The organism is Paraglaciecola sp. 2405UD69-4 (assembly GCF_047525415.1).
Taxonomy (GTDB): Bacteria; Pseudomonadota; Gammaproteobacteria; order Enterobacterales; family Alteromonadaceae; genus Paraglaciecola.
In genome coordinates this window covers 334,650-358,550 of the sequence record NZ_JBLIXM010000002.1, presented here as the reverse complement: position 1 = coordinate 358,550, position 23,901 = coordinate 334,650, and the positions used below count along the sequence as shown (strand labels likewise).

Below are 23,901 nucleotides of genomic sequence, written 5' to 3'. Positions count from 1 at the left end.
TTAATTAGTTGCACAAAAGTCGCGAGTACAAAGCGTTTGTAATACTCGAACGTCTGTTGAGTTTACAAGACTGTCGCCATTCAAATCAAATGCTAAGTCAATGTCTTGACGAGATAGTATCGCTGAGAAAAGCCCTTTTATATCGTCAGTATCGACGTCACCATCGGCATCCCAATCACCTGTAACTTCTGCAGACTCAATTGCAACAGTTACAGACTCTGTCACTTCTACAGATCCTATGCTATCAACGCTATTTGATAGTTCAGATGTAATGCTGCCAGAAGCGTCATTATCCACAGTAACTTGGTAGCTTAGTGTCTTTGACTCTACAGATACACTCTGTAAGTCGTAACAAATTGCCATACCATCGGTTACGTTAACACCATTAAAGGTATATTGAACACCGGTAGTGCCTGTAGCATCTTCTAGACCAATGGTACCTGTAGTTTCTGACGTTTCGACGTTGTCAAAAGCCATAACAATCTCATAAGCTCCTGGTGTGTCGTCAACAAAACCTGTGATAGACATTTGGAAATCAATACTATCTTGACCTGTTCCTGGGTAAAGCTTCATATTGTCATATTCTATGATGGTAAGATCAGAACCTGCTGTAGCAAGAGATACACCTACAACAGAACCTGGTGTCGTATTAGCAGCAGGGATAACAAAGTCCCGCCATAGTACAGCTATTAGGTTGTTTGGATCTGAACTATCTGGAATTGGTAAGTTCACCCAAGGTGTAGTACCAGCTGTTGTTCCGTCAAAGAATATGAATCCATCATCAGTAAAGTTAAAGCCACCAGTAAATGTATTTCCGAAGAAATTAAAGTTTTGGCCACTAAACGCTGAGTAGGTCACAGTGTCACCCTCTATACCTGCGTTGGGTAATATTCCAAACTGTTCTAAATCAACATAGGCACCACTATTAGCAAACGGAGCCGCACATGATGCACTGTCGTTACTAGTTGTTATGCTATACGCTGGAGTAGCGTTCAGAGACGAAGGTTGAGACAAGTTCCAAGTAATTAATCCATCTGCTAATTCACCATCACCAGTAATTGAACCACTTACTAAGGTGTACCCATCTGGAATATTAGCTGCAATATTATAATTCCTGTCTTCTGGAGTATTATTAGCTGCCACTTCTACACTAAAGGTCAAGACATCACCTGCTACGGCGCTGTCACTGCTTACTGCATAAGATACATCGTCAGCAACTCTCGTTATGGTGACAGGAATGCTACCAATGTTGTCAGTCATTTCACTGTCTGACCCGAGTGTTACAACACCGTAATAAACATCTTCCTGTACTGAGCCTGTTAAGTCATAGTTTAAACGAAGGTCAAAAGGCGTTAATTCACTAACAACGCTAGGACCAGTTACAACTAGGTTACTCTCATCTGCGTCTACAAGAGTTGTACTTAATACAACCGTGTCTTGTTCTGCATTAGATGGTCCCCAGTTTTGTACCATGACCCACCATTCACCACTTTGAGGAGAGGTAATACTACAACTCTCTTCAGCGGTTGCTGTGGCACTTATACACAGTTCTTCAGACTCATCAGGTAAACCATTTCCGTTTGAATCATAACCAATTCTCACGTCTATATCTGGCGCCGTTGATGTTGCATCTGAGGTGGTTGCTACTATTCTAGAAACTGAGCTTGATACATCAATTAATGAGTAGTAAACACCATCTGATAAATTATCATATGGAGTTGAGTTATCAGAATCTCCAGCAACGCTTATTTCAGTTGTGCTAGGGGTAGCTAAACCACTTACTGAAATTTGTAAGTCAGAAATTTCTGCAGCTTCTAAACCCGTTAATAAATAAGAGTCTTGATCTCGTGTAGCACTAATATTCACTTCGTCAGGTAATTCACCTGTCGATGGAACAAAAGAAACAGTTAGATGTTGGTCAGGTAAATCACCTGCTGGAGTAAAGTCTATTTGACCATGCACCCATGTACCGTTTTCAAACTCAGTACTGTCAACCGTTATCACTACACTTTGAGATTCACCTTCGTTCAGATCAAAGCTCTCTGGACTCGCCACAATAGTGCTATCTGTGGTTGAAACCGACCAACTACCGTCAGTGGTTGCAGTAAAGGTTCTTGTCCACGTACAGGTAATAACACACGTTCTGGTGACTAAACCAGGCACGTTAAGATTTGTTGGATCACCACCTAACGAAGGGTCCGCATTTTCAAAATTAGCAATACTTTCATCCATCAACAAGCCAGCTTCCGCTGCTAAGTCAACACGAATAATACCTGCACCCATATCAAATGGGTCCGCAGCCGTAACGCCATCTTCTTTAAAAGCTTGGCTATCTGACGTGGTGGCTAATGCAGATAGAATTTCAGCATCTGTCCATTCAGGTTGTACTTGTTTAAGTAGAGCCGTTGCTCCTGCTACGTGTGGGCTTGCCATTGAGGTACCGCTTAAAAAACCATACTCAGTTCCATCAGCTAATGCCGCATATATGTCTGTACCTGGTGCACCAAAGGTTACAGGTAAGTAGTCTTGACCAAGGTGTGGCCCTCGTGAAGTTGAGCTACTTGCAATGCTTCCCAACTCTGGATTACTACCAAATGGTTGGAGACTGTCACTGATACTCGCTGTGTGCCCTGAACCAGTTGATAACCAAGCTTTAATTTGGTTTCCTGCGTCAGCTTCCACATGAATAGCCGGTATAACATGAGCGTCATTGCTTACACCTGTAGCACCGTCATCGATATTTGTTAATACACAACCAGCTGCGCCGCCATCCCTAACATTGATACATTTATCAACTCTGGCAATGGTACCACGGTCACAAACTACAATTTCTCCGTTAGTCCATGTTCCTTCTGGGAACGGTACTAAACACTGTTCTGGCTCAGCATCACCATTATCATAGTTAGCCGCGTAAACAATAGGGGCAGAATCTAATCCTGCAGTTATGCCTGCACCTTCTAATACTGACGGACCTTCAGTGTCTCCACCTGTGAATCCATCAATGAACTTAGGTGCAATTTCTCTATCGTGAGTAAAGTTTGCAACATTGCTCAACCAAGGAGCACCAGAGCTACCTAAAGAAGAAGGATCTGGACCATTATTACCTATTGAATTAACTACAGTAATACCTGCTTCTCTAGCGGCTAAGAATGCTAAATCAACCGAGTCAGTCCAAGGATCGATAGTAACTGGTGTCGACGAACCGATTGAGTGGTTTAGTACATCCACTTGTCCGTCTAATATTGCTTGTTCAACGGCTGCAACCCTATCACTAGCAAAACAGCTAGGAGCACATACTTGGAAGGCTATGATATTTGCATGAGGTGCAACACCTGATATTTCGATATTAAGGCCTGATTCATTGCCTTCTGCATCAAGTACGGGGGCTGATAAAAAGTTACCACCAGCAGTACTTGCTACATGGCTACCATGCCCGTCAGTATCTTCAGAGCTGTCTTCTGTAGGTGTTGCATCAATGAAGAGGTATCGTCCGATTAACTTACTATTACAAACAGAAAGGGCGTTGTAGTCATCACTGCCTGGATCACATTCACCTAAATAAACACCTTCACCAAGAGGGTTTACATGCTCATAGTCATCACTTCCTACGGCAGCGAATGATGGATGATCACCATTAATACCACTGTCTAGTATGCCTATTACAATGCCTTCACCTTTTGCTTCTAGGTTAGTTGCACCTGCCCATAACTCGGGGGCGCCAATGTATGTAGGTCCTCTATCTGTTTGAATGGTGTCTTCACGATCCACTTCAATTTTGGTGACGCCTGCTAACTTTGCAACTTCTTGCGCTTCTTCTTGTGTCATTTCCATAGCGATACCGTTTATCGCTGCTTGATATCTTCTCTTGACATTAAGAGAGCGAGATAGCTTTCCTTTTATCTTTTTTTCCATTCCTTCTTGTTTGTTTTTTAGGCGTTTGAGATAAGCTTTGCTGTCTCTGCTTTTTGAATTAAGCTTTGACGCTGAGCGTTTACCTCCTTTTAATTTTGCCATATGTGCTACAAGTGAATCTTCTTCAAAGCGCACGATATACTTTTGTTTCCCAGTTACTCCTTCTTGCTTGGTAAATACTTGTCTGGTATTTCTTGAAGTTGATTTTAACTGTTTCTCTACTTTGACTGCCTTTAACGTTTCTAGTTTTTTTTCTGTTGGTAATTGTTCCGCTGCTATAGTGTTTAAAGATATGCCTCCCATTAACACTATTGCAGTAGATACCCCTGCTACTATTGGTTTAATTTTCATTAAATGTTCCTGCATATTTGTTTTATTATGTTGTGTCTGAGTTAACTCATTCACAATTCCTTATATATGAACAACAGGGATACTACGTACTTCATAGGGCAAACCTAAACATTCCCAAATTTAACTGTAAACATAAAAATACATCATGTCTACATGGTGAATTCCTAATATTTCTTTTGTGGTGATTGTTTTAACAGCGATATACTCTCGGAATTATTTGCACACCCGCGTTATTCATAGCTTGAATTAAATTTATATTAAAATCATAGACTTTGATAAACTCTATAAACTATTTTTACAGTAGGTGGCCAGTACAAAAGTTATGTTGTATTTGATTCAGTCAAACAAAATGGAATGTTTAGCAGATAGTTTAATTAACTGTTTGCAAGACTCGGCAGGCCAAGGAGAATCGGTTTTTGAAGCTGATCAAGTCCTAGTGCAAAGTCCAGGTATGTCTCAGTGGTTAAAGATTCAAATAGCTGAAAAACTAGGAATAGCCGCAAACATAGATTTTCCTTTACCTTCGAGTTTTATTTGGCAGCTTTATCAAGCCTATGTAGAAGAGCTACCCGAACAATCTGCATTTACCAAGCCCAATATGGCATGGAAGTTAATGGCAATTTTGCCGAGCTTGTTTGAAGATGAAAAATTTGCGTCAATAAAGCAATATCTAACGGATGCGCCGCCTTTAAAACTGTATCAGCTAGCCTCAAAAATTGCTGATGTATATGACCAATATTTAGTGTATAGGCCTGACTGGATTAACCACTGGGAAGCAGGTTTTAATACACTACCGGATACTGATGACCCAAGGATCTGTGAGGCTCACCCATGGCAACCCGTTCTATGGCGGGCTTTGGTGTCTTATAGTAAACATTTAGGTGAGTCACAGTTTCATCGTGCCAATCTTCACGATACCTTATTAGAGAAGCTGTATTCCCAAGAGCAAACGTCGACCAAGCCCCTTATGGTATTTGGTATTTCTGCAATGCCATTACAGCAATTAGAAGTGCTTAAAGCACTATCTAACACCAGAGATGTTTTAATATTTTGGTTTAACCCCAGCCAGCATTATTGGGGAGATATTGTAGATAAGAAAACCCAAGAAAAAGCAAAATTAACAGAGTTAGCTCATGCTTCTAAATCAGATGTACAACAAATAGGAGCTGAGTTTCTGGATATTGGTAATCCTTTGTTGGCTTCATGGGGGAAACTGGGTAGAGATTACCAAGATATGTTACTCGGGTTTGAATTACAGCAAGAAGACTGTTTTATTGAGACCCAACCAAAAACCTTACTAGAGCATATTCAAACAGATATAAACAATCTGGCTTTTAGGGCAAGTACGCAAGAGTTAGATGCAAAAGAGTTATTATCTAATGGTATCCAGTGTCCAAAAGTAGAAATTGCGCTAAACGACAATTCGTTACAAGTCCATGGCTGTCACTCTAAGGTACGAGAGCTTGAGGTGCTGCACGACCAACTTTTAAAGCGATTCAAAGATAACCCAAGTTGGCACCCTGGTGATGTTATAGTGATGATGCCAGATGTAGCCAGCTACGCACCTTTTATAGAAGGAGTGTTTGGTTCGGTTGAAAGTGAGCTGGCTATTCCTTTTGCGATATCAGATCGAAATGTAGGACAGGTTTCGCCATTAATCGCAAGTTTTTTACAGCTTATCAAGTTGCATCAAAGTCGCATAACCCTGTCTGATGTATTGTCTTTATTAGAAGTGCCGGCCATCCAGCGTAAGTTCACTATCGAATTACAAGAGTTTGAATTATTGCAGCATTGGTTAACGGATGCTGGGGTTCGCTGGGGCTGGGATCAACAAGATAAAGCCCGTTGGGATTTGCCCGCTGAACAGCAAAATACCTGGGTGTTTGGATTGCAAAGGTTATTAGCTGGATATGCCATATCAAGTGGCGAGTTATATCAAGGGACGCAAGGGGATGTATCTGCTTACGATGATATAGAAGGCCAGCAGGCTGTAGCATTGGGTAAGTGTTATCAATTCACAGGTTTATTACTTAAAGTTTTGGCGTTTTGCCAAGAGCAGCAGTCCCTTCAATCAAAGGTAGAGCTTGGTTTAACTTTGCTAGAGGAGATGTATCAGGCCGATGAAAGTGAGCAGACCGATTTACAAATTTTAAGGGAAACCTTAGAAAACTTAACTGCCCATACTGCACAATTTACTGAGGATATTGACCAAGATATTTTTGTTAGTGAACTACAGCAAAACATTCAAGAAAAGGGCGTAGGGCAAAGATTTTTAGCAGGCTATGTTAACTTTTGTACCCTAATGCCAATGCGAAGTATTCCTTTTAAGATGGTTTGCTTGTTGGGCATAAATGATACTGATTACCCCAGGCAAAGTGTTCCAATGGGATTTGATTTAATGCGTTTAGCCCCCGTAAAACGAGGGGATCGCTCTAGACGATTAGATGACCGTTACCTATTTTTAGAAGCCTTACTTTCTGCTAGAGAACAACTGTATTTTAGCTATCAAGGTTTCAGCCAAAAAGACAACAGCCCTCTGGCACCCTCTATTTTACTCAGTGAGTTATTAGAATATTGCCAACATGGCTTTAGCTTATCTGGGCAGTTGTCATTAAAGGCAGAAGAAACCGAAAAAAATCTTCTGGCTCATTTAAGCTACCATCATAAATTGCAACCTTTTGATAAGGCCTACTTTGATGCACAAGCTAACGAGTACGGCCATCCTAAGACGTTTAGTTTTAATATAAAACAGCAGCGCATAGCACAGCAAACAAACCAGCCGTTGACTCCCTATGCCTTTAACACGCTGACAGCAAATAGCACTGATGAAGCCATAGACGCCAACCAAAGTGATTGGGATGCCAATCAAGTAACCTTAGATGAATTGATTCAGTTTTATGAAAACCCAGCTAAGGCTTTTATTATGCATCGCTGGCAGTCTCGCTTTTATTCTCTAGGGCAGGTTAGTAGTGATGAAGAGCCCTTTGGTTTTGATGGCTTAGATAAATATATTTTGATTGATAGATTAGTGCAGCACCAGCTAAGCCAGTTTGTAAACCAATCCAATCAAAACTCAAACGCGTCAATAATAGAACAGTTTAGGGCAGAAGGTAGATTACCAACTGCCTACACTGGCGATCTTGCCTTAAGGCCGCTAATGACTCAAAGCTCAGATTTGGCAAAACAAATTATTGAACTGAGTCAATCAAATGCTGATTTACTTGAAGATTCAAGTATGTATCAAGAGCAAAATATTGATATAGCACTAACACTAAACGACACCCTGCTAACAGGAAGAATACATCACCTCTATGGGCCTAATTTGTTACTTTGGCGCAGTGGTAAATTAAGATCTAAAGACCGTATTGCTCTTTATTTACAATGGCTGGCTTTATGTGCCCAAGGGGGCAAAGTTATCTTAGATAAAGGGTATTTTCTAAATGTAGGCAAGGCATACAGTTTGCCTGCAATTGAGCCCCAGCAAGCAGCTGAGCAATTAAGTGTATGGATTAAATATTGGCAGTTAGGGCATACCCAAATATTACATTTTTATCCTGAAGCTGCATGGCAATGGGTTAACACCCAAGACGTAGGAAAAACCATCAAGGCCTTTGAAGGAGATAACTTTTCAAAAGGAGATGCAGATGATGCTCACATACAAAGAGTTTGCCCTGATTTAAACATGCATTTTGACGCCTTTACTGAGCTATCTGAGGAATTACTCATGCCTTTACTCGAACAAGGAGGTGATAAGTGAGCACACAGGTCAATCAGTCTCAAGAGTTACACATGCAGCCATTAGATTCAATCTCGTTTCCTTTGTATGGTCCTTCTTTGATAGAAGCCAGTGCAGGTACAGGTAAAACTTACACCATAGTTAATTTGTATTTAAGACTATTACTTGGGCGAGGCTGCCAAGCCTTAGGCGTAGAGCAAATCTTGGTGGTGACTTTCACCAATGCTGCTACCGGAGAGCTAAAAGAGCGTATTCGTCAGCGCCTTCGAGATGCTCACCTAGCGTTTTTCGCAAAAAAGAGTGACGACCCTTTTATTCAGCAGCTTATTGAGCAAAGCGACAATATAGAACTAGATTGCCAGCGTTTATCTTTGGCAAGTAAGCAAATGGATGAAGCGGCTGTCTATACTATTCATGGTTTTTGTCACAAGGCGCTTACCGAACATGCCTTTGAAAGTGGAGCAATGTACGAGCAGAGCTTTATTTTGGATGAAACCGAATGGCTAAAAATGGCGGCAGAAGACTATTGGCGTAAGCATGTAACTAGGTTAGACCCTTACACGCTAGAGATACTGCTAGAGCAATGGAACACACCACAAAGTATGTTGGCGAATATTTCTGGCTTATTAGCCCAGCATGCCAAGCCAAATCAAACTATGAGCATAGAAACTGCCATTAGCTGTGCTCAAGAATATGCCGAACAGGTAGCCAAAGTTAAACATTGGTGGCTGACAGAAAACATAACCGAACAGCTGTCGAAAGCCAATCTAAGTGGGCGTAATAAACTGGCCAAACTACCTTTTTTACAAGCTATGCAGGCATTTTGTAATAGCGATATCTTGCTTATTGATTTTGACAAAGATGGCTGGAATTTGTTTTTCCCAGAAAAAGTCGAAAAAGCAAAGAAAAAGGGCAGTGCGGATTTATCTCATCTCGATTTTAGCCGTTTTGAGGCATTACAAAGTGCGCTGACCCGATGTCAAAACACTATAAAAATAGCCTTTAGTGAACATGCTATGTCTGTGGTGTCTGCAAACTTAGCGTCTCACAAACAAAGGTTACACCTGTTATCACCTGAAGACCTATTAGCCGGGCTGCAGCGGGCGTTACGCCTTCAGTCCGAAACTCCAGTGCAAGACGGAACTAGCCCTAGTTCACAAGGCTTAGCCAGTACTATAGTGAATAATTTCCCTGCTGCTTTGATAGATGAATTTCAAGACACAGACCCAATTCAGTTTGAAGTTTTCCAGAGGATTTACGGAACAACTAGCGATGATAATCAAATTTCAGCAGAGCAAGATACCTGCTGGATTATGATTGGCGACCCTAAGCAAGCCATTTATGGCTTTCGGGGGGCCGATATCTTTACTTATATAAAAGCTAAACAATGGGTACCTAGTGATAAGCATTTTACTTTAGCCACCAATTGGCGCTCCGCTCCTGACTTAATTAACGCAATTAATCAGGTGTTTAGTCGCAGCGCTAAAGGGTTCTTGTTTGAGGAAAACATACCGTTTCAACCCGTTGGGGCAGGGCGCAACTTAGCGGGATTACGAGTGCAAGGTGACGCTGTTCCATGCCTAGACTTTTTACACTTAAGAAGTGAGAAAAGCCCTGTTACTCTTGCCAGTGAAGCCTACGATAAACTTGCTTTGGCCACGGCTAAGCAGATTTCACATTGGTTGCTGTTGGCTGAAACAGGCCAAGCGCAACTAAATGGTAAAACTTTGACAGCAGCTGATTGTTGCGTCCTTGTACGTAACCGCAACGAAGCCCAGATCATTAAAAGCGCATTAGCATCGGTGAATGTTGCCAGTGTGTTTTTGTCTCGAACCAGTGTGTTTTCGACTCAGGTGGCTTTAGATTTACTTAGGTTATTAAAAGCCCTTAGTCAGCCAACAGACGAACGACTATTAAAAACAGCATTATTAAGTGAGTTATTTACCTTAAATGACAAAGCCTTAGACGCACTATTTAATGATGAAGCCCGTTGGCAAGAAGTATTAGAGCTGAGCGCTTATTGGCATCAAACCTGGAAAAAACACGGCATAATAAAGGCAATTAACCAAGTATTAGACTACTTCAATGTTGAGCAAGGGTTAATACAATACTTTAGCGACGGCTTACGTAGAGTGACAGATCTGCGTCACCTTAGTGAACTTTTACAGCAACAGAGTATTCAGCTAATCGGTGAAGCACAGCTAATTCACTGGTACGAGAATTGTTTGCTAGAGCCTGATCACCAAAGTGATAGCCAACAAATGCGTTTAGAAAGCGACGCAAATCTAGTGCAAATCATTACCTTACATTCATCTAAAGGGCTAGAGTATCCTTTGGTATTTATACCCTTTGCCAGCAGTTATAAAAATACAAAAGAAGCCTTGTATCACAACGAAGACCAAGATCTAGAAGTAGACTTTTTAACCCAAGATAAAAACCTCCAGAAGGCAGACTTTGAAAGACTAGCAGAAGATATACGCTTATTTTATGTGGCCGTTACCCGGGCCATATATTACTGCAGTGTTGGCGTTTGGAATGTAAGCCTAGGTAAGTCTAAAAAAGAGTCGGGCTTTGCGCTGTCAGCCCTAGGCAGTTTACTTATGTTTACAAAAGGTGATGCAGAAGCAGCAGAACTGCCGCCAATAACCGACGACGCTATAGCCGCAAAAATAAATGCACTCACTCAAGTATGCGATGTGTCTTATCGCAGCTTTACACAAGTTGAAATTGAACCTTCAAACATAGTAACAACCAGTAAAAATCAATCTAGGACGTCTCAAACGTTACAGGTTTTGCACTTGCCTAAGCCTGTGCAACGTACTTGGCGTTTAACCAGCTATTCGGCAATAAGTAGCCAACAAGTGCATTTAGATATGCCGTCACCAGGGCAAGATGAAGGGCTTGACCCCACACAAGAGCACACCCCAATTGAGGATGGCATTGACGACACAAGTTTAGCTGAAGTCATACAAACCCCTTTTAACTTTGAAAGAGGGGCCAATGCTGGTTCGTTTCTCCATGGTGTATTAGAAAACATAGACTTACAACAACCAGAGCAGCTAGCAGATGTAATTAAACAACAGGCAACATGGTTCGGTATTGATGAGTCCTGGCAAGTCTGTTTAGAGACTTGGTTAGAAGATGTGTTAAAAAGCTCTTTTAGTAGAGACTCTGACCCCCTTGAAACGCCTAATTTGAGCCTAGCCCAGTTAGCTCCTAGGCAAGTTAAAGTAGAAATGGAGTTTCACATGCCATTACATCAAGTAAAGGTGCAAGACTTTAACCGCATAATTAACCAGTATTCAAAGCAACATGTTAGAGATTACCAGTTCGAAGAACTTAACGGCATGATTAAAGGTTTTATTGATTTAATGTTTGAATTTAACGGCAAATTTTATGTAGCCGATTATAAATCAAATCACTTGGGCGACAGCTACGATGATTATCATTTAGGTGCTATGGAAAAAGCCATGACAGAGCACGACTATCATTTACAAGCCATACTTTACACTTTAGCCCTACATCGCTGGTTAGATTATAAGTTACCCAATTATGAGTACAGCACACATATTGGTGGCGCATACTACTTATTTTTGCGGGGTATGAGCCAAAGCGTGCCAGGCAATGGCGTGTATTTTGTGTTACCTGAACAATCATTGATTGAGCAGTTAGATGATTTATTTTCTGACAAGTTAACTGCAATAACACCCGAGCAAGCCACAAGGTTACAAAAAGAGGAAACGCTAGAAAGCCCTAACCAACAAGGACAATTAGATCTATGGTGAGCCGCTAATGTTAATGCAAATTCACACAAACCAAGGGTTAAAGTCAGCATTAGAGCAATTGCTAGCGAGTGGCAGAATTCGCGCCATAGACTTAGCCTTTGCTGACTTTATTTACAGCGAAGAACAGCACTTACCTCAACCCATTAGATACTGTATTTGCTTACTTGCAGCCCACTTAAGTGCACAAGCTGGTGCACAACATACATGTATTGATTTAAAAACCTTAGGCCAACCATTTTTGGGCGTGTATGTATTTCCAGAAACCTCAGTGCTGCTAGGTTACTTAGCACAGGCTCACACCATAAAGAACTTAGATTTAGATAAAGACCAAGCTGAAAGCAAGGTAAGCAAACCCATAGTTATTGACAATGGCCAAGTATATTTACAGCGATATTGGCAATATGAAGCACAACTTGCAGCGATCATTCGTAAAAAAGCAGCAGTAACCAATAACTTTGATATTCCTAAAGCCAAGGCTTTGTTAAAGCGTTTATTTGTAACTGAGCCTAGCCAGATTAGCACTATAGACAATACAGTTGACTGGCAAAAAGTGGCAGTGTGTGTGGCGGTAAGCCAATCATTAAGCTTTATTACCGGTGGCCCAGGTACAGGAAAAACCACCACTGTGACTCGCTTACTTGCTTTACTTCAAGGCTTGGCTGCCACAGACAGCATACGCAAAGGTAAACCTTTAAACATTCAATTGGTGGCGCCAACTGGTAAGGCGGCGGCTAGGTTAACCGAGTCTATCAGTGCCGCTAAACTAAAACTCCCAGCGGACCTACAAAACGATTTACCTGAAAAGTGTCAAACTATTCATAGGTTATTGGGCGCTAAACCACAAAGCCCGTACTTCAAAGCCAATGCCAGTAATCCGCTGCATTTAGATGTTTTAGTGTTAGACGAAGCATCTATGGTTGATTTGCCACTAATGACTAAATTATTTGCTGCACTACCCACTCACGCCCACGTTATTTTGCTTGGTGATAAAGACCAACTTGCCTCGGTTGAAACCGGAAGTGTGTTATCAGATATTTGCGCTGCATGCGAATCACCCACAGATTCAATAGAGTCACTGAACTTGTACGGGGCACCTCTGCAGCAAACCTTGTCAGAGTTGATGGATTTAGCGAATTATACGGTGGCAGAGCCAAAGTCTATTAAAACCAGTCTTATACAAAATAACCTAGTGACCTTGCTAAAAAGTCACAGGTTTAAAGATGACAGCGGCATTGGTCAGTTAGCCAAACATATAAACAAAGGGCAGGGGGCAAAGTGTGTTTCTTTGTTAAGTGGCACAGAGTTTAACGATATAGATTGGTATCAACCCAGCCAAACCAATACACAAGCTGTGGCCAATGAAATACTTAATACCTTAATTGTTAAGCTATTACCTGTTTACAAAGCTTATCTTAAAGCCCTGTCTCAAGGAGACATTCACCTAAGCTTTAAACTGTTACAAACCCAGCAAGTATTATGTGCTCAAAAAAATGGTTTCTGGGGCGTTAATCAACTAAATGCACTAATAGAAAATGAGTTATCTAAGCAAGGCTTGATAGATACCAGCAAAGACTTTTACATAGGTCGCCCAGTTATGCTCGCTAAGAATGACCATCAATTAAAGCTGTTTAATGGCGACATAGGCCTAGTTATGGCTGATCCAAATAATCCTAGTCTTACTAAGATATGGTTTATCACCCCAGATGGTGAAATAAGGGGATTACTACCAAGCCGTTTACCAAGTGTAGAAACCCTTTACGCCATGACTATACACAAAAGCCAAGGTTCAGAGTTTGAGTCAGTATATTTATGTTTACCGCCACTTACCCCTAATAACCAAGGGCGAGGGTTAAACCGTGAGCTAATATACACAGGCCTTACCCGAGCTAAAAAGCAGTTTATGTTATTTGCAGAGCAAAAAGCACTAATGCTAAGCCTTAAACAGCAGTGCGTTCGCGGTAGTGGCTTGGCGGTGAGGTTGGTGTGATGCTGCGGTTTTATAGCCTAGATAAAGGGCTGACTACTGAGTTGCCGCCACGTTGTAATATATGGGTATATATTTGAGTGGTACGCAAGTCTGCATGGCCTAGCTGGTCTTGAACGGTGCGAATATCGGCACCCGACTGTAATAGGTGAGTGGCAAAACTGTGGCGTAACGTATGAGGTGTCACTGTTTTAGGTATGTTAGCTTTTTTGGCGGCATTTCGTACTGCTTTTTGTATGGTTGTTTCATCGCAATGATGTCGCCTCAATAGGTTACTTTCAGGATCTATAGAGAGTTTTACACTTGGAAATAAATATTGCCATTGAAGGCTTCGAGTTGCTCCTTGATACTTCATTCGTAATCTATTTGGTAGGTAAACCCCAGCATATTCTGGATGTGTGAGATCTGAGATAAGATATTGCTCTACCGAAACAATTTGACTACGAAGAGCTTTGTGAAGCTCTGGAGCTAGAGTCACAACCCTATGTTTACCACCCTTTCCGTACCAAATTTTTATACATGAAAAATCAAAGTCTACATCTTTAACCCGCAGACGAACCGCCTCCATTAATCGCAACCCACTACCATAAAGTAAGGATACTAATAGTTTATTATTTGCATTGACGTAAGAGAAAAGTGCTTTAACTTCTTCAACTGTCAACACTACAGGTAATTTCCTCTGCCGAGTACTTTTTACAAAGTTGAGCTTTATCTTCAACGGTTTATCAATAATGTCCTTATAAAGATAAACCAATGCATTAAGGGCACTTGCCTGCGTACTAGGGGCTGCATCTAATTTTATGACTAAGTGATTTAAAAATTCCTCAACTTCATTATCTCCCATTTGTGCTGGGTGACGTTTTTTATGAAAGCAAATAAAACGGTAAATCCAATGGATGTAGCTTTCTATGGTCTTTTTGGCATAGTTGCGCTGATACATGACTTCCTTAATATGAATTAAAAACGGTGATTTATTCATTAGATTTTTCCAATCAATTAACTGTATATAATTACAGTTTTAGTGCTAAACCCGTATATATGCAAGATCTTGTGTAATCGCCGTATTTCTACATCACCCGATCACAGATTTAAAAAAAGCGTTTTCGTTGCAATAACTTATCCTACATGCCTAAAATAACCTCATGTATATATACGGCAAAGACCCGTGTTTAAACACGGGTGTTTGCTACTTATTAATATTGTTAGGCGTTTTGTATGACTCTCAAGTCTGATTGGCTGAGAATTGGTTTAGCACTTGGATTGCACATGTCATGTGTGATGCTGCCTGTGAGTGTTTACCATGTAATCAACGGGCTAATTGAGTTTGGAAATTTCCCCATCCGTTTTACAATAATAATCCCTGTTTGTTTAGCAACTCTGGCAGCTGTAATTTGCTATTCTGATGAGCCAGGAATAAAGACATTTTGCAGAATACTTATTCATATTAGTTTCCTAGTTTCTTTAGGAGTAATACTTTTTGGATTAGGAATTGTTTTTACTCATTTTCTTTCTGGTAAATCTGATTTTAGTGTTTTCACTGGATTTGCGAGTATTATGGCAGGCATGATGTCATATTCGATGCTGATGAAAGGATATAAGTCAAAATGGTTGAATTGACGCCTAACAAAACGTTGAAGCGGACAAAAATAAAAAGCAATTTTCGCCGCTTAACGCGGTGTTAGCATGCCAAAGCTTATTCTTAGTTGGTTACCTAAAAGTGGTGTGCAAAGCGGTTAGCTTTTTAGCGCATCACGGTCGGTAAAAGTAGTTCACCTAATCGGTAAGTTCTGGCAATATAAATCATCAAATACTGACAAACCAAAAGGCAGGGATATGCAGCAATACAATTCAACAAAGGAAGTCACAGTTTGTTAGTTCATCAATCAAATCAAACAGCAGTACGCAATGCGGCTGCTAACAAAAAGCTCAATCAGAAAACCACTCGCTGGCCTTCGGCCAAAACGCTTCGTGTTTTCTGCTTAGCTTAAGCGTTAGCTATACTGCGGGCGTTAGCTATACAGGGAAAGTATGCAGAAGCAAACTATTCTAAAATCAGTTTCACTAATTTCCGTTATTATAACAATGGCATTAGTTGTTAATCTTGAACTGCTCACTGATGAATTAATAAAGTATTTTTGGCCATTGCATATTGTTGCAATGGTTTTGGGATTTATAATGATATTTGGCTTAATAAAAGATCATTCTTCTTTGGTTAAGTTATTCGATCCATTTTTGCCTAAATCCCCCTTTATTAAGTTTCTTGCAAAAGGCTTTATCGCTGTAATTGTCCAGCTTATTTTACTATTAACAATTATGTCGCCGATGATTTATAGCTTTAGTACTTTACCAATATTTGCTCCAGAGAGTACACCTTTTAAAGAGGGGGCAATATTTCAAGGCTTTATATTGATTTGGTTACTATTTTTCTCAATGGAATTTTTATACTTTTGGCTAGTAAAAAGCCTAACTGAACATTTGGTGGAAAAGTATAGCTAACAAGCCAATTAAGCGCGGGACTGCTAAAGCTTGGCTCGGTTCCGCTTCGCTACACAAGTTTAGCCAAGCATTATCAGCCCCTTATTGGGGCGTTAGTTGTACACGCATTTAAGGAGCAATCGTGCATCAATCAAATTTTTTAAAGTGGTTTCTATTAACTATTTGTTTACTCGTAATTTTAGCGGGTATTTTTCAGCTAGGTAAATTGGTTGGTCTTGCCATTTACTCCGATACATTTAGTTTTAACTCAATTGAAATTTGGCAAGTGGGCATAATTGGCTCTGGTTTTTGGGGAGTATTTGAGTTTTTCAGAACTATGAAAAAGTTAAAAATATCTCCAAAGTACAACTAACAAGCGCATTATGGTGGGAATTTTACTCGCTGAAAAGGCGCTCCTAAAATCCCCATATGCAAATCGTTATGATCATTAAAATTGGAGAAAGTATGTTTGGTGCAGAATATAGTAGAATGAAATTTTGGTTATTAAGTATACCAATTATTTTAGTTGGTTCATTTGTTATGGGAATGGCTAAGGCGGTAGCTGGAGAAGGTGCCGATGCAATACCATCATTAGTTTTTCTCGTAATCCTTATTCATGTTCTAGCAAACCGCATTAGAGGGTTTGGTAGTAATCCTTGGTTGGCATTATGGGCGATTATTCCATTTGTTGGTCTGTTCCAAGCTTTTTACTTCGGATGCAAGAAATCTGAAAAGTTAACTCAGGAAGAATCATAACAAGTTGCTGCACTCGGATAAATTACTCGCTGCGCTCCTAATTTCCCGGTGACCAAGGCGTTATATGCCCATGGGGTTCTAGTTACTTTAAATGAATATTATGAAACTTAGAAAACTAGCATTATCTGTCTTTATTTTTTGTTTTGTAGTTTTTCTTTGGTCATTTTATCGGATGGAAATATGTGGTTATGACTGCGGTATATTTACACTCCACAGTGGAGGCGCAACCGTCATTTATTATTTGTTATCCTTCTGGCTTGGGTTAGCATCTCTGGCTACATTTTTGGGTGTTACTTTTTACTTATTAAAACTTAAAGCAAAACTTTAATGGCAGTAAATATGCGGGCATATAACAAGTTTATTAAATTTCGTTACGGCCAAAAAACGGCCTTCACTGGACGCGCAAACAACGCGCGCCATTTATAAAAAGCGTTATACATACTACTAGACAATGGAGGTTAGGTTGAAAGGATCAGCGGTAGGTTTTAGTTTTTTGACTTTGTTTTCAGTGATTGCTGCAGTTTTAGCACATATGGGTATTTTCATAGGCGGGCTGCTTGGCAACGATACCGCTCTTAACCTAATTCTCATTTCAGCAATTTTTGTTGCAGTAGCTATTTTAAATGCCTTTATAGTTTATGGTCTAAAACGCCGCCAAAATTGGGCAGTCGCACTTGGTGTCATCGAAATGATTGTTTTAATTATTGCTACGGTTACAAACGTTACTTTGAATGGTTTTTCGGAATTATTTGGAACTTGCTATTGGTTACTAATAGCATCATTGTTCCTTATCTCGCTTAGAAGTGATTATAAGGACTTCCAAAATCGAGGCGAATCGCATGTATAACAAAAACTCGAAGCGGACAAAAATAAAAAGCAATTTTCGCCGCTTAAGTAAGTGTTAGTTTACCAGTGAAATAAATATGCATATTCCAACTATGACAGTGAGTATTATAATTGCGAGTTGTGTTACGGGAGTTATTTCGTATTTTTCTGGGCTTAGCTTTTGGGTTGTATTTGGTGTTACTGTTGTTGCAATGTTTATAATTGTTATTGTGGCAGATGTCGAAGACAATGCTCCGGGTGGTTTTAACAATCCATCAGACAAAGATGTAAAGTAAGATGTATCGGTAAACTAATCGGGTAGCCCGAGGTGTCTAACCTCCAGCTACCCGATTATAGGACTTTTGCGCTGGATAAAGCTCATATTCAGTAGAACAGCGACTAACTGGACAGTCATGTTAATTACTGCATAACTCCATCTTCAAAACTTACAAAGACAACCATTCTAAGGATGTATTATGGAAATTGCTTTTATCCCGTTGTTGGCTGGTTTTATTTTTGCTGGGCTAGGGGGATATATAATATTCGACTACTACCGCTTTAATGATGGGGCTATAAAAGTCCAAGGCACCATACTCCGGTACCATGCGTATCAATCAAGAGATACTGATAATATTATGCGGACAATGTATAGGCCTTACTTTTCATTTACGGTAAATGATAGGGTCTATGAGGTTAAGTCTAGTACCTCATATGCAAATCAAATTATTCCAGTGGGTCAAAATGTAGCGGTTTTATATCAGCAGGGTGATGAAGCTAATGCTCGGCTAAACCAAGGGAATAATTATTGGCTGGGTATAGTGTTTATAGTTATTTCTATACCTGCAATCTACCTTGGTCTATTTTGACCTTTGTTTGAGGTTTTTATTTCTGGTGGGGCGTTCCTTTAAGGTAATGGATTTAGACCATTATTAGACTTTGCAGGTATTTGAGCCTGTCATCAATTAGAGTTTTATCTGCGCCCACAAACTTTGTTTCTTTTTGTTGTGCCATTAACAAAAGGCATTGGCCTTTTACGAATTCAATTTGTGATGGATTCTTCGTAAAAGTCATTAAAGCTGTTAATGTTTTTATAATGGTAAGGGTGACGGCAACATTTTGCTGTGAGTTTTGACGTATTTGATCATATGCAGCCCCAGCTAAATCCGTAAATGTAAGTACTTTGCGTTTTATTCTTACTACTCCCTTAGCGTCTTGTAATTGGCTAACAGGGAAAGACTCGGTACAAAGCCTACACAAAATAGCATTTAATTTTTCAACACAGGTAATGGCTGTATAAGGGTCGTTTATACCAGGAGAAAGGGCTCTAAGTGCAATCTCTACCAGTTGGTGAATGGCAAACACAGGGTCTTGTGATGGTGTCCTTGCTGGGCCCATTTCTATTGAAGATAACAAGTCAGGCTCTATATTCTGTGTTGTTTTTGTATGTATGTCTTTGCCATACGCTGTGGCTAAAACTTGCCCTTTAACAACAAAGTCTCCTGCGACAAAATGTAGCTCAATCAGCAAATCCAATTTTTCTGCTAGCTCTTTTAAATTATCGATTACTATAATTTGAATGTAACCGTTATCTTGCGCGGTGGCTTCAAACTCCCAATTGTAATCGTGTAGTTCAATTGGGGCGCAATTACCATTAGAGGGTTCGGTTTGCTGAGAGTTTGGGAATAACTGGTCAACCCGTTCGTTCAACTCTAGATAAACATCATTAATTACATTTTCGGCCTGTATAGACTTGGCGACATGATGTATGAAAAAAATTAAAACCCCAACACTAAAGCAAGTTAAAAGTACGGCAATTAATATTGTTAAACCAGGTTGATAGGCATAGGGATCTTTGAAACTAAGGGTGCAATATATGAAAAGGCAAAACAAAAAAGTTGAGGTAAAGGTGCCTAAAACAAACTGTGTGCTTTTATCCATCATAAAGTTTCGCATTAGCCTTGGGCCAAACTGAGATGACGCTAAGGTTAATGAAACGATAGTGATAGAAAATGCAATACTAGTTACTGTGATCATCGCCGCTGCCATAGTGCCTAACAATGATTGAATAACGGCTGTGTCTGTTTTATATAGTAAATTTGTGAAGCTAAAAGAAGGTAAAAGCCTATGGTAGTCGATGTAAACAGCCAATATCGCCACCATTAAAAACATTCCAACCATAAGACTTGGTACAAACCAAAAGTTTGCGCGTATTTTTTCTATGGTTGATGCGAATTTTGTAATCTTCAATATAATCTCAAATCTGTTTTTAGGTGTATCAATACTTAAACAAGTACTAAGCATGTATAGATAAGCACCTTTGAAAACTGTAACCAATTTAGTTTTCAATATTTCATCGGATAGAAATTAAATCATGTATCTACCAATTACGACATCTATTTATAAAGTGTTTGTTAAATGGGGGCGACTAATGATTAAACACCTCTAAAACTCTGTAGCCGTATTTGGTTTATCGTTAATAAATCATAGAGTATATGCTTACCTTAAACTTGATTGGGATACTCATAATTTTTTATTAAAACTTGAATTTGTGGAGTGGATCTTTGACATCAAATGCAAATGGTTCTCATTAGTGTTGCTTTGTTGTGAGCCAACTGCTACAGTGATGTTATAATGTAACAATATAAGGCTGTTTAATATGAAACCAAACATTCACCCTGAATATCAAAAAGTCGTTTTTCACGATACCGCTGCAGATAAGATTTTTTTAGTTGGCTCAACCATTAAGACTGATCGTACTATTGAGCATGAGGGAAAAACCTACCCTTATGTGACACTTGATGTTTCAAGTGCGTCACATGTTTTTTATACCGGCGAGCAACGTTCGGTTAAGCAAGATGGCAGAGTTTCTAAATTCAATAAGCGGTTTGGCGGCTTAAGTTCGAAATAATGAAAGTATTGAGCTCCCTTAAAAGCGCTAAAAATCGCCACCCAGATTGTCAAATTGTAAGGCGTAAAGGCCGTATATTTGTTATCTGTAAATCAAATCCAAGGTTTAAAGCCGTACAAGGTAAAAGCTAGCCCAAAAGTGGTATTGATTGGTTTTACCCTTACAAGGATTGTGATGATCTAATAGGGGGCTTTGACCTGAAGGCGCTGGTCAAAGCTCTGTACTTAAATAGCAAAGATTAATAGCCCTTTAACGCCAAATACTTCAGCGGTACCGCTTCATTCATACCCTCAACACTCACTGGCACCTAGTATATAAAACACGATAATGAGTTTTAAAAATTGTGATTTATGGTCACCAAGGTTGAAAAATACTTAAGCACAATTTACTTCTTTAAATAGTATCTAGGCAGCTAACATATTTTAATAATTAGGACTGTGCATACAACTAACAATAGAAGCAGTTGTAGTATAAGTAGCTTAGTTTTTATTAGCGTCTTTAAATTTTCTATTTGGCTAATTGTTGTGGTGGATCAGGGACTAGGATGTTGTACAATCCCAAGCTCTAGGACATTTAAACACTGCAATTATATGTGTACCTTAAATTGATATATCTTTCGTTTAAATGACTACAGACTACGCACAGTAAAAAGCCTAGCGTTATGTACTTTGTAGGTCATACCGATTTTTGTTTACTCAATCCCTTATTGGTATAAAACCAACCCTATTTTTAAGGAATATTAATGAATATTAATTATCCGTATTTATTATTTATCGGAGATGCGACTGATTCGCTGAGCATTAAAATGGCGCGAAGTGCCGCTGACTGGAGTCCAGAAAAATGCTTGGCTGAATATAGGTTGCCAGGGTGTACTGTATCCACGGGTTGCCCTGAGATGAATATTCAAGAGGCGGCAGCAGCAGGAGCAAAAAGTTTTGTTTTAGGCTTTGCCAATAGTGGCGGGATATTAGATCCACAATGGATCCCAACCATACTTGAAGCATTAGATGCTGGTATGGATATTGTGAGCGGTTTGCACGATAAACTCACAGATTTTCCTGAGCTAACCGAAAGAGCCAAAGCCCTTAATTTACAGCTTATTGATATACGTCATCCAAATACACGTTTTAAAACGGGTACAGCAAAAAAGCGCCAAGGTAAGCGCCTTTTAACGGTGGGCACTGACTGTTCCGTTGGTAAAATGTACACATCACTAAGCCTCACAAAAGAGATAAAGTCTCGCAATTTATTAGCAACATTCAGAGCGACTGGCCAAAGTGGAATATTAGTTTCTGGTAATGGTGTGGCTATTGATTGTGTGATATCCGATTTTATTTCAGGGGCCGCTGAAAGTATAAGCCCAGACAATGAAGCAGAGCATTGGGATATTATAGAGGGGCAAGGGTCCTTGTCTCACCCTGCTTTTGCAGGCGTAAGCTTGGGTCTATTACATGGCTCTCAACCAGATGCATTGGTGGTGTGTCATGCCTTAGGCCGAACCCACATGCGAGGCTTACCCCATCAAGGGTTTCCCACTGTAATAGAAACCATAGAGCTTAACTTAACACATGCAAAACTCACTAACCCCAACGCAAAAGTTGTAGGGGTAGCAGTAAACACCTCCTCAGTTGACGACGCTGCGGCCTTGCAAGCTTGTAAAGAAATAAGTGAGCAAACCGGTTTACCATGTTGCGATCCTATTCGTCATGGGGTGGCAAGTATCATAGATAACTTGCCTTAACCACTAACTACTAGGGGAGGGGTTATAGTAATTCTGTTGTACCATTTTCATAAAATGATACGGCAGAATTCGCTAACTGGTACTTGTCTAAATAAGTGTAAATTGAGCTGAAGGTAGCAGTAGCAACTTTGCCTTTGTGGTCTTTTGTGGTGACGTCATCCATTAATAACGAGCCAAACATCAGTTTAAAGGGGCTTGTTTTCACTTTTTGTGCTGTAAAGTGGGCGCGTGTGTTAGCTTTAAGCTGATTGGTATCTAATGTTTGGTAAATTGCCGCATTTATAAGATCTAAAGTATATTCGGTGCAATTTTGCCTTTGGCTATTCATGGGGTTAGCTATAACCGAGTACTTGGGGTTGTGTAGTTTTTGATTTTCACCAGTAGCAATCAGCTTAATTAGCCTGGTTTGGAGTTCTTCGTTGGGTATTATGATCCCAGCTTTAAGTTGTTGTGCCCCCCAGAAAAAGTCTACTGGGTAGTCTTGCATAAGCTGGCTTTTATTTGGCTTGCCCTCTACCTGATAAAGGTTATGAATAGCATATCCTTTAGCAGTTTCTCCATTATCAAGTTGAATACTAGAGTACACAGCGATAGCTGTATGGGTATAGTGGATCCCTTTAGGTAATTGGTTTTCGGGTCTTCCTACACGGGCAATAATAAAAGCTCTCGCTCCTTGATTGGCTGCATATTTTTCAACGTCCTTTGCAAACTTAATAATTTTTTCAGGTTCGATTGTGCTCTCTTTATTAGCTTGGCTTCCTCCATTGGCGCTGAGGCTAAACAGGGTAATTAACACCATTAATAAATAATTTTTCATGATTAGTTCCTTATTAAATCCTGCTAGAAAATTCGCTAGCAGGATCAATATATTTAAGTCGCATAATTACTGGTTAAATACTTGCTCGGATGAAACTCGAATGTTTAGTGGATGGTTTTTATAGTTTGTTTTTGTTGAATTTGCAGCGTTTGGTTTGGTGCAGGATCCGCTGTTATTGTGGTTTCGGTGATAACTAGGGGGCCTGTATGGTGATGGGCTGGCCTAGAACTATGATGTGCAGAGTCGGCAATAACAGAACCCGCTTCAATACTAGCAGCTCCTGCTAAAACAGTTGCACTACCTACCACAATAACTGGTGTGGCCACAACTGCGCTAGCAACCGTTGCCGTTGAAGCTAAACCATGAGTGACAGCGAGGGCAGAGTGTTTACTTGCCTTTGATGTATGGTGTGCTGAGTCGTTTGCTAAAGTTGGTAAAGCCATGACTGATAGAGAAAGTATTAGCGCTTTAATTGTTAATTTCATTGTTAGTCCTTAATAGTTACTCGCTTATGAAACGCACAGTCACTTTAGACTTGGGTATTTAAAACGTAAACAGATACAAATTTTGTATACTTGAAAAACACTTTTGGTATAGTTTATTAATACTTT

General features: G+C 39.9%; 18 protein-coding genes. 13 read left to right on the top strand and 5 right to left on the bottom strand.

Features of this window, described 5'->3' with window-relative positions; translation table 11 throughout:
• Positions 1 to 4,263: a S8 family serine peptidase gene (locus ACMUMK_RS08120; RefSeq protein ID WP_414700629.1), complete on the bottom strand. Its 4,263-nt coding sequence runs from the start codon at positions 4,261 to 4,263 to the stop codon at positions 1 to 3.
• Between the two features lie 322 nt (positions 4,264 to 4,585).
• Here ACMUMK_RS08120 and recC point away from each other — a divergent pair, with 322 nt between their 5' ends.
• Genes recC through recD form a run of 3 tightly spaced genes read left to right on the top strand, consistent with a single transcriptional unit; the run spans position 4,586 to position 13,771 of the window.
• The gene (gene recC, locus ACMUMK_RS08115) at positions 4,586 to 8,020 is read left to right on the top strand and encodes an exodeoxyribonuclease V subunit gamma (RefSeq protein ID WP_414700628.1); all 3,435 of its coding nucleotides are present in this window, start codon (positions 4,586 to 4,588) and stop codon (positions 8,018 to 8,020) included.
• Complete coding sequence (gene recB / locus ACMUMK_RS08110) at positions 8,017 to 11,784, top strand: exodeoxyribonuclease V subunit beta (RefSeq protein ID WP_414700627.1); 3,768 nt, start codon at positions 8,017 to 8,019, stop codon at positions 11,782 to 11,784. The genes recC and recB overlap by 4 nt, the downstream gene beginning before the upstream one ends.
• Before the next feature lie 13 nt (positions 11,785 to 11,797).
• Positions 11,798 to 13,771 (top strand): exodeoxyribonuclease V subunit alpha, encoded by a 1,974-nt coding sequence (gene recD / locus ACMUMK_RS08105; RefSeq protein WP_414700626.1) that lies wholly within the window; start codon positions 11,798 to 11,800, stop codon positions 13,769 to 13,771.
• 10 nt (positions 13,772 to 13,781) lie between these two features.
• Here recD and ACMUMK_RS08100 read toward each other — a convergent pair whose 3' ends face one another.
• Entirely contained in the window at positions 13,782 to 14,747 is a 966-nt protein-coding gene (locus tag ACMUMK_RS08100; protein ID WP_133471801.1) for an integron integrase, read from the bottom strand.
• A gap of 236 nt (positions 14,748 to 14,983) precedes the next feature.
• Between ACMUMK_RS08100 and ACMUMK_RS08095 the strand changes: the two genes are divergently transcribed.
• From ACMUMK_RS08095 to ACMUMK_RS08065, 7 genes are all read left to right on the top strand, one after another.
• Positions 14,984 to 15,385: a hypothetical protein gene (locus tag ACMUMK_RS08095; protein WP_414700625.1), complete on the top strand. Its 402-nt coding sequence runs from the start codon at positions 14,984 to 14,986 to the stop codon at positions 15,383 to 15,385.
• A gap of 411 nt (positions 15,386 to 15,796) precedes the next feature.
• The gene (locus tag ACMUMK_RS08090) at positions 15,797 to 16,264 is read left to right on the top strand and encodes a hypothetical protein (RefSeq protein WP_414700624.1); all 468 of its coding nucleotides are present in this window, start codon (positions 15,797 to 15,799) and stop codon (positions 16,262 to 16,264) included.
• Between the two features lie 121 nt (positions 16,265 to 16,385).
• On the top strand, positions 16,386 to 16,616 hold the full coding sequence (locus ACMUMK_RS08085) for a hypothetical protein (RefSeq protein ID WP_414700623.1): 231 nt from the start codon (positions 16,386 to 16,388) through the stop codon (positions 16,614 to 16,616).
• 92 nt (positions 16,617 to 16,708) lie between these two features.
• A complete protein-coding gene (locus tag ACMUMK_RS08080; RefSeq protein ID WP_414700622.1) occupies positions 16,709 to 16,999 on the top strand; it encodes a DUF805 domain-containing protein in 291 nt (96 codons plus the stop codon).
• Between the two features lie 463 nt (positions 17,000 to 17,462).
• Positions 17,463 to 17,846 carry a hypothetical protein gene (locus tag ACMUMK_RS08075; RefSeq protein ID WP_414700621.1) on the top strand — a complete coding sequence of 128 codons (384 nt, stop codon included), beginning with the start codon at positions 17,463 to 17,465 and terminating at the stop codon, positions 17,844 to 17,846.
• Positions 17,847 to 17,922: 76 nt separating this feature from the next.
• Positions 17,923 to 18,120: a hypothetical protein gene (locus ACMUMK_RS08070; protein ID WP_414700620.1), complete on the top strand. Its 198-nt coding sequence runs from the start codon at positions 17,923 to 17,925 to the stop codon at positions 18,118 to 18,120.
• A gap of 180 nt (positions 18,121 to 18,300) precedes the next feature.
• Positions 18,301 to 18,690 carry a DUF3592 domain-containing protein gene (locus tag ACMUMK_RS08065; RefSeq protein ID WP_414700619.1) on the top strand — a complete coding sequence of 130 codons (390 nt, stop codon included), beginning with the start codon at positions 18,301 to 18,303 and terminating at the stop codon, positions 18,688 to 18,690.
• A gap of 52 nt (positions 18,691 to 18,742) precedes the next feature.
• On the opposite strand, the gene ACMUMK_RS08060 is transcribed toward ACMUMK_RS08065, so the two are convergent.
• On the bottom strand, positions 18,743 to 20,125 hold the full coding sequence (locus ACMUMK_RS08060) for a DUF2254 domain-containing protein (RefSeq protein ID WP_414700618.1): 1,383 nt from the start codon (positions 20,123 to 20,125) through the stop codon (positions 18,743 to 18,745).
• A 355-nt stretch (positions 20,126 to 20,480) separates the two neighbouring features.
• Between ACMUMK_RS08060 and ACMUMK_RS08055 the strand changes: the two genes are divergently transcribed.
• The 3 genes from ACMUMK_RS08055 (at position 20,481) to dgcN (ending at position 22,473) form a co-directional block, all read left to right on the top strand.
• Complete coding sequence (locus ACMUMK_RS08055) at positions 20,481 to 20,732, top strand: type B 50S ribosomal protein L31 (RefSeq protein WP_414700617.1); 252 nt, start codon at positions 20,481 to 20,483, stop codon at positions 20,730 to 20,732.
• A complete protein-coding gene (gene ykgO / locus ACMUMK_RS08050) occupies positions 20,732 to 20,863 on the top strand; it encodes a type B 50S ribosomal protein L36 (protein WP_414700616.1) in 132 nt (43 codons plus the stop codon). Before ACMUMK_RS08055 ends, ykgO begins: the two co-directional genes overlap by 1 nt.
• A gap of 611 nt (positions 20,864 to 21,474) precedes the next feature.
• Positions 21,475 to 22,473 carry an N-acetyltransferase DgcN gene (gene dgcN, locus ACMUMK_RS08045; RefSeq protein WP_414700615.1) on the top strand — a complete coding sequence of 333 codons (999 nt, stop codon included), beginning with the start codon at positions 21,475 to 21,477 and terminating at the stop codon, positions 22,471 to 22,473.
• 22 nt (positions 22,474 to 22,495) lie between these two features.
• Here the strand turns inward: dgcN and ACMUMK_RS08040 are convergent, their stop codons facing one another.
• Both ACMUMK_RS08040 and ACMUMK_RS08035 read right to left on the bottom strand, forming a co-directional pair.
• On the bottom strand, positions 22,496 to 23,290 hold the full coding sequence (locus tag ACMUMK_RS08040) for a DUF2145 domain-containing protein (protein WP_414700614.1): 795 nt from the start codon (positions 23,288 to 23,290) through the stop codon (positions 22,496 to 22,498).
• A 104-nt stretch (positions 23,291 to 23,394) separates the two neighbouring features.
• A complete protein-coding gene (locus tag ACMUMK_RS08035; protein ID WP_414700613.1) occupies positions 23,395 to 23,775 on the bottom strand; it encodes a hypothetical protein in 381 nt (126 codons plus the stop codon).
• Positions 23,776 to 23,901: the final 126 nt, after the last annotated feature.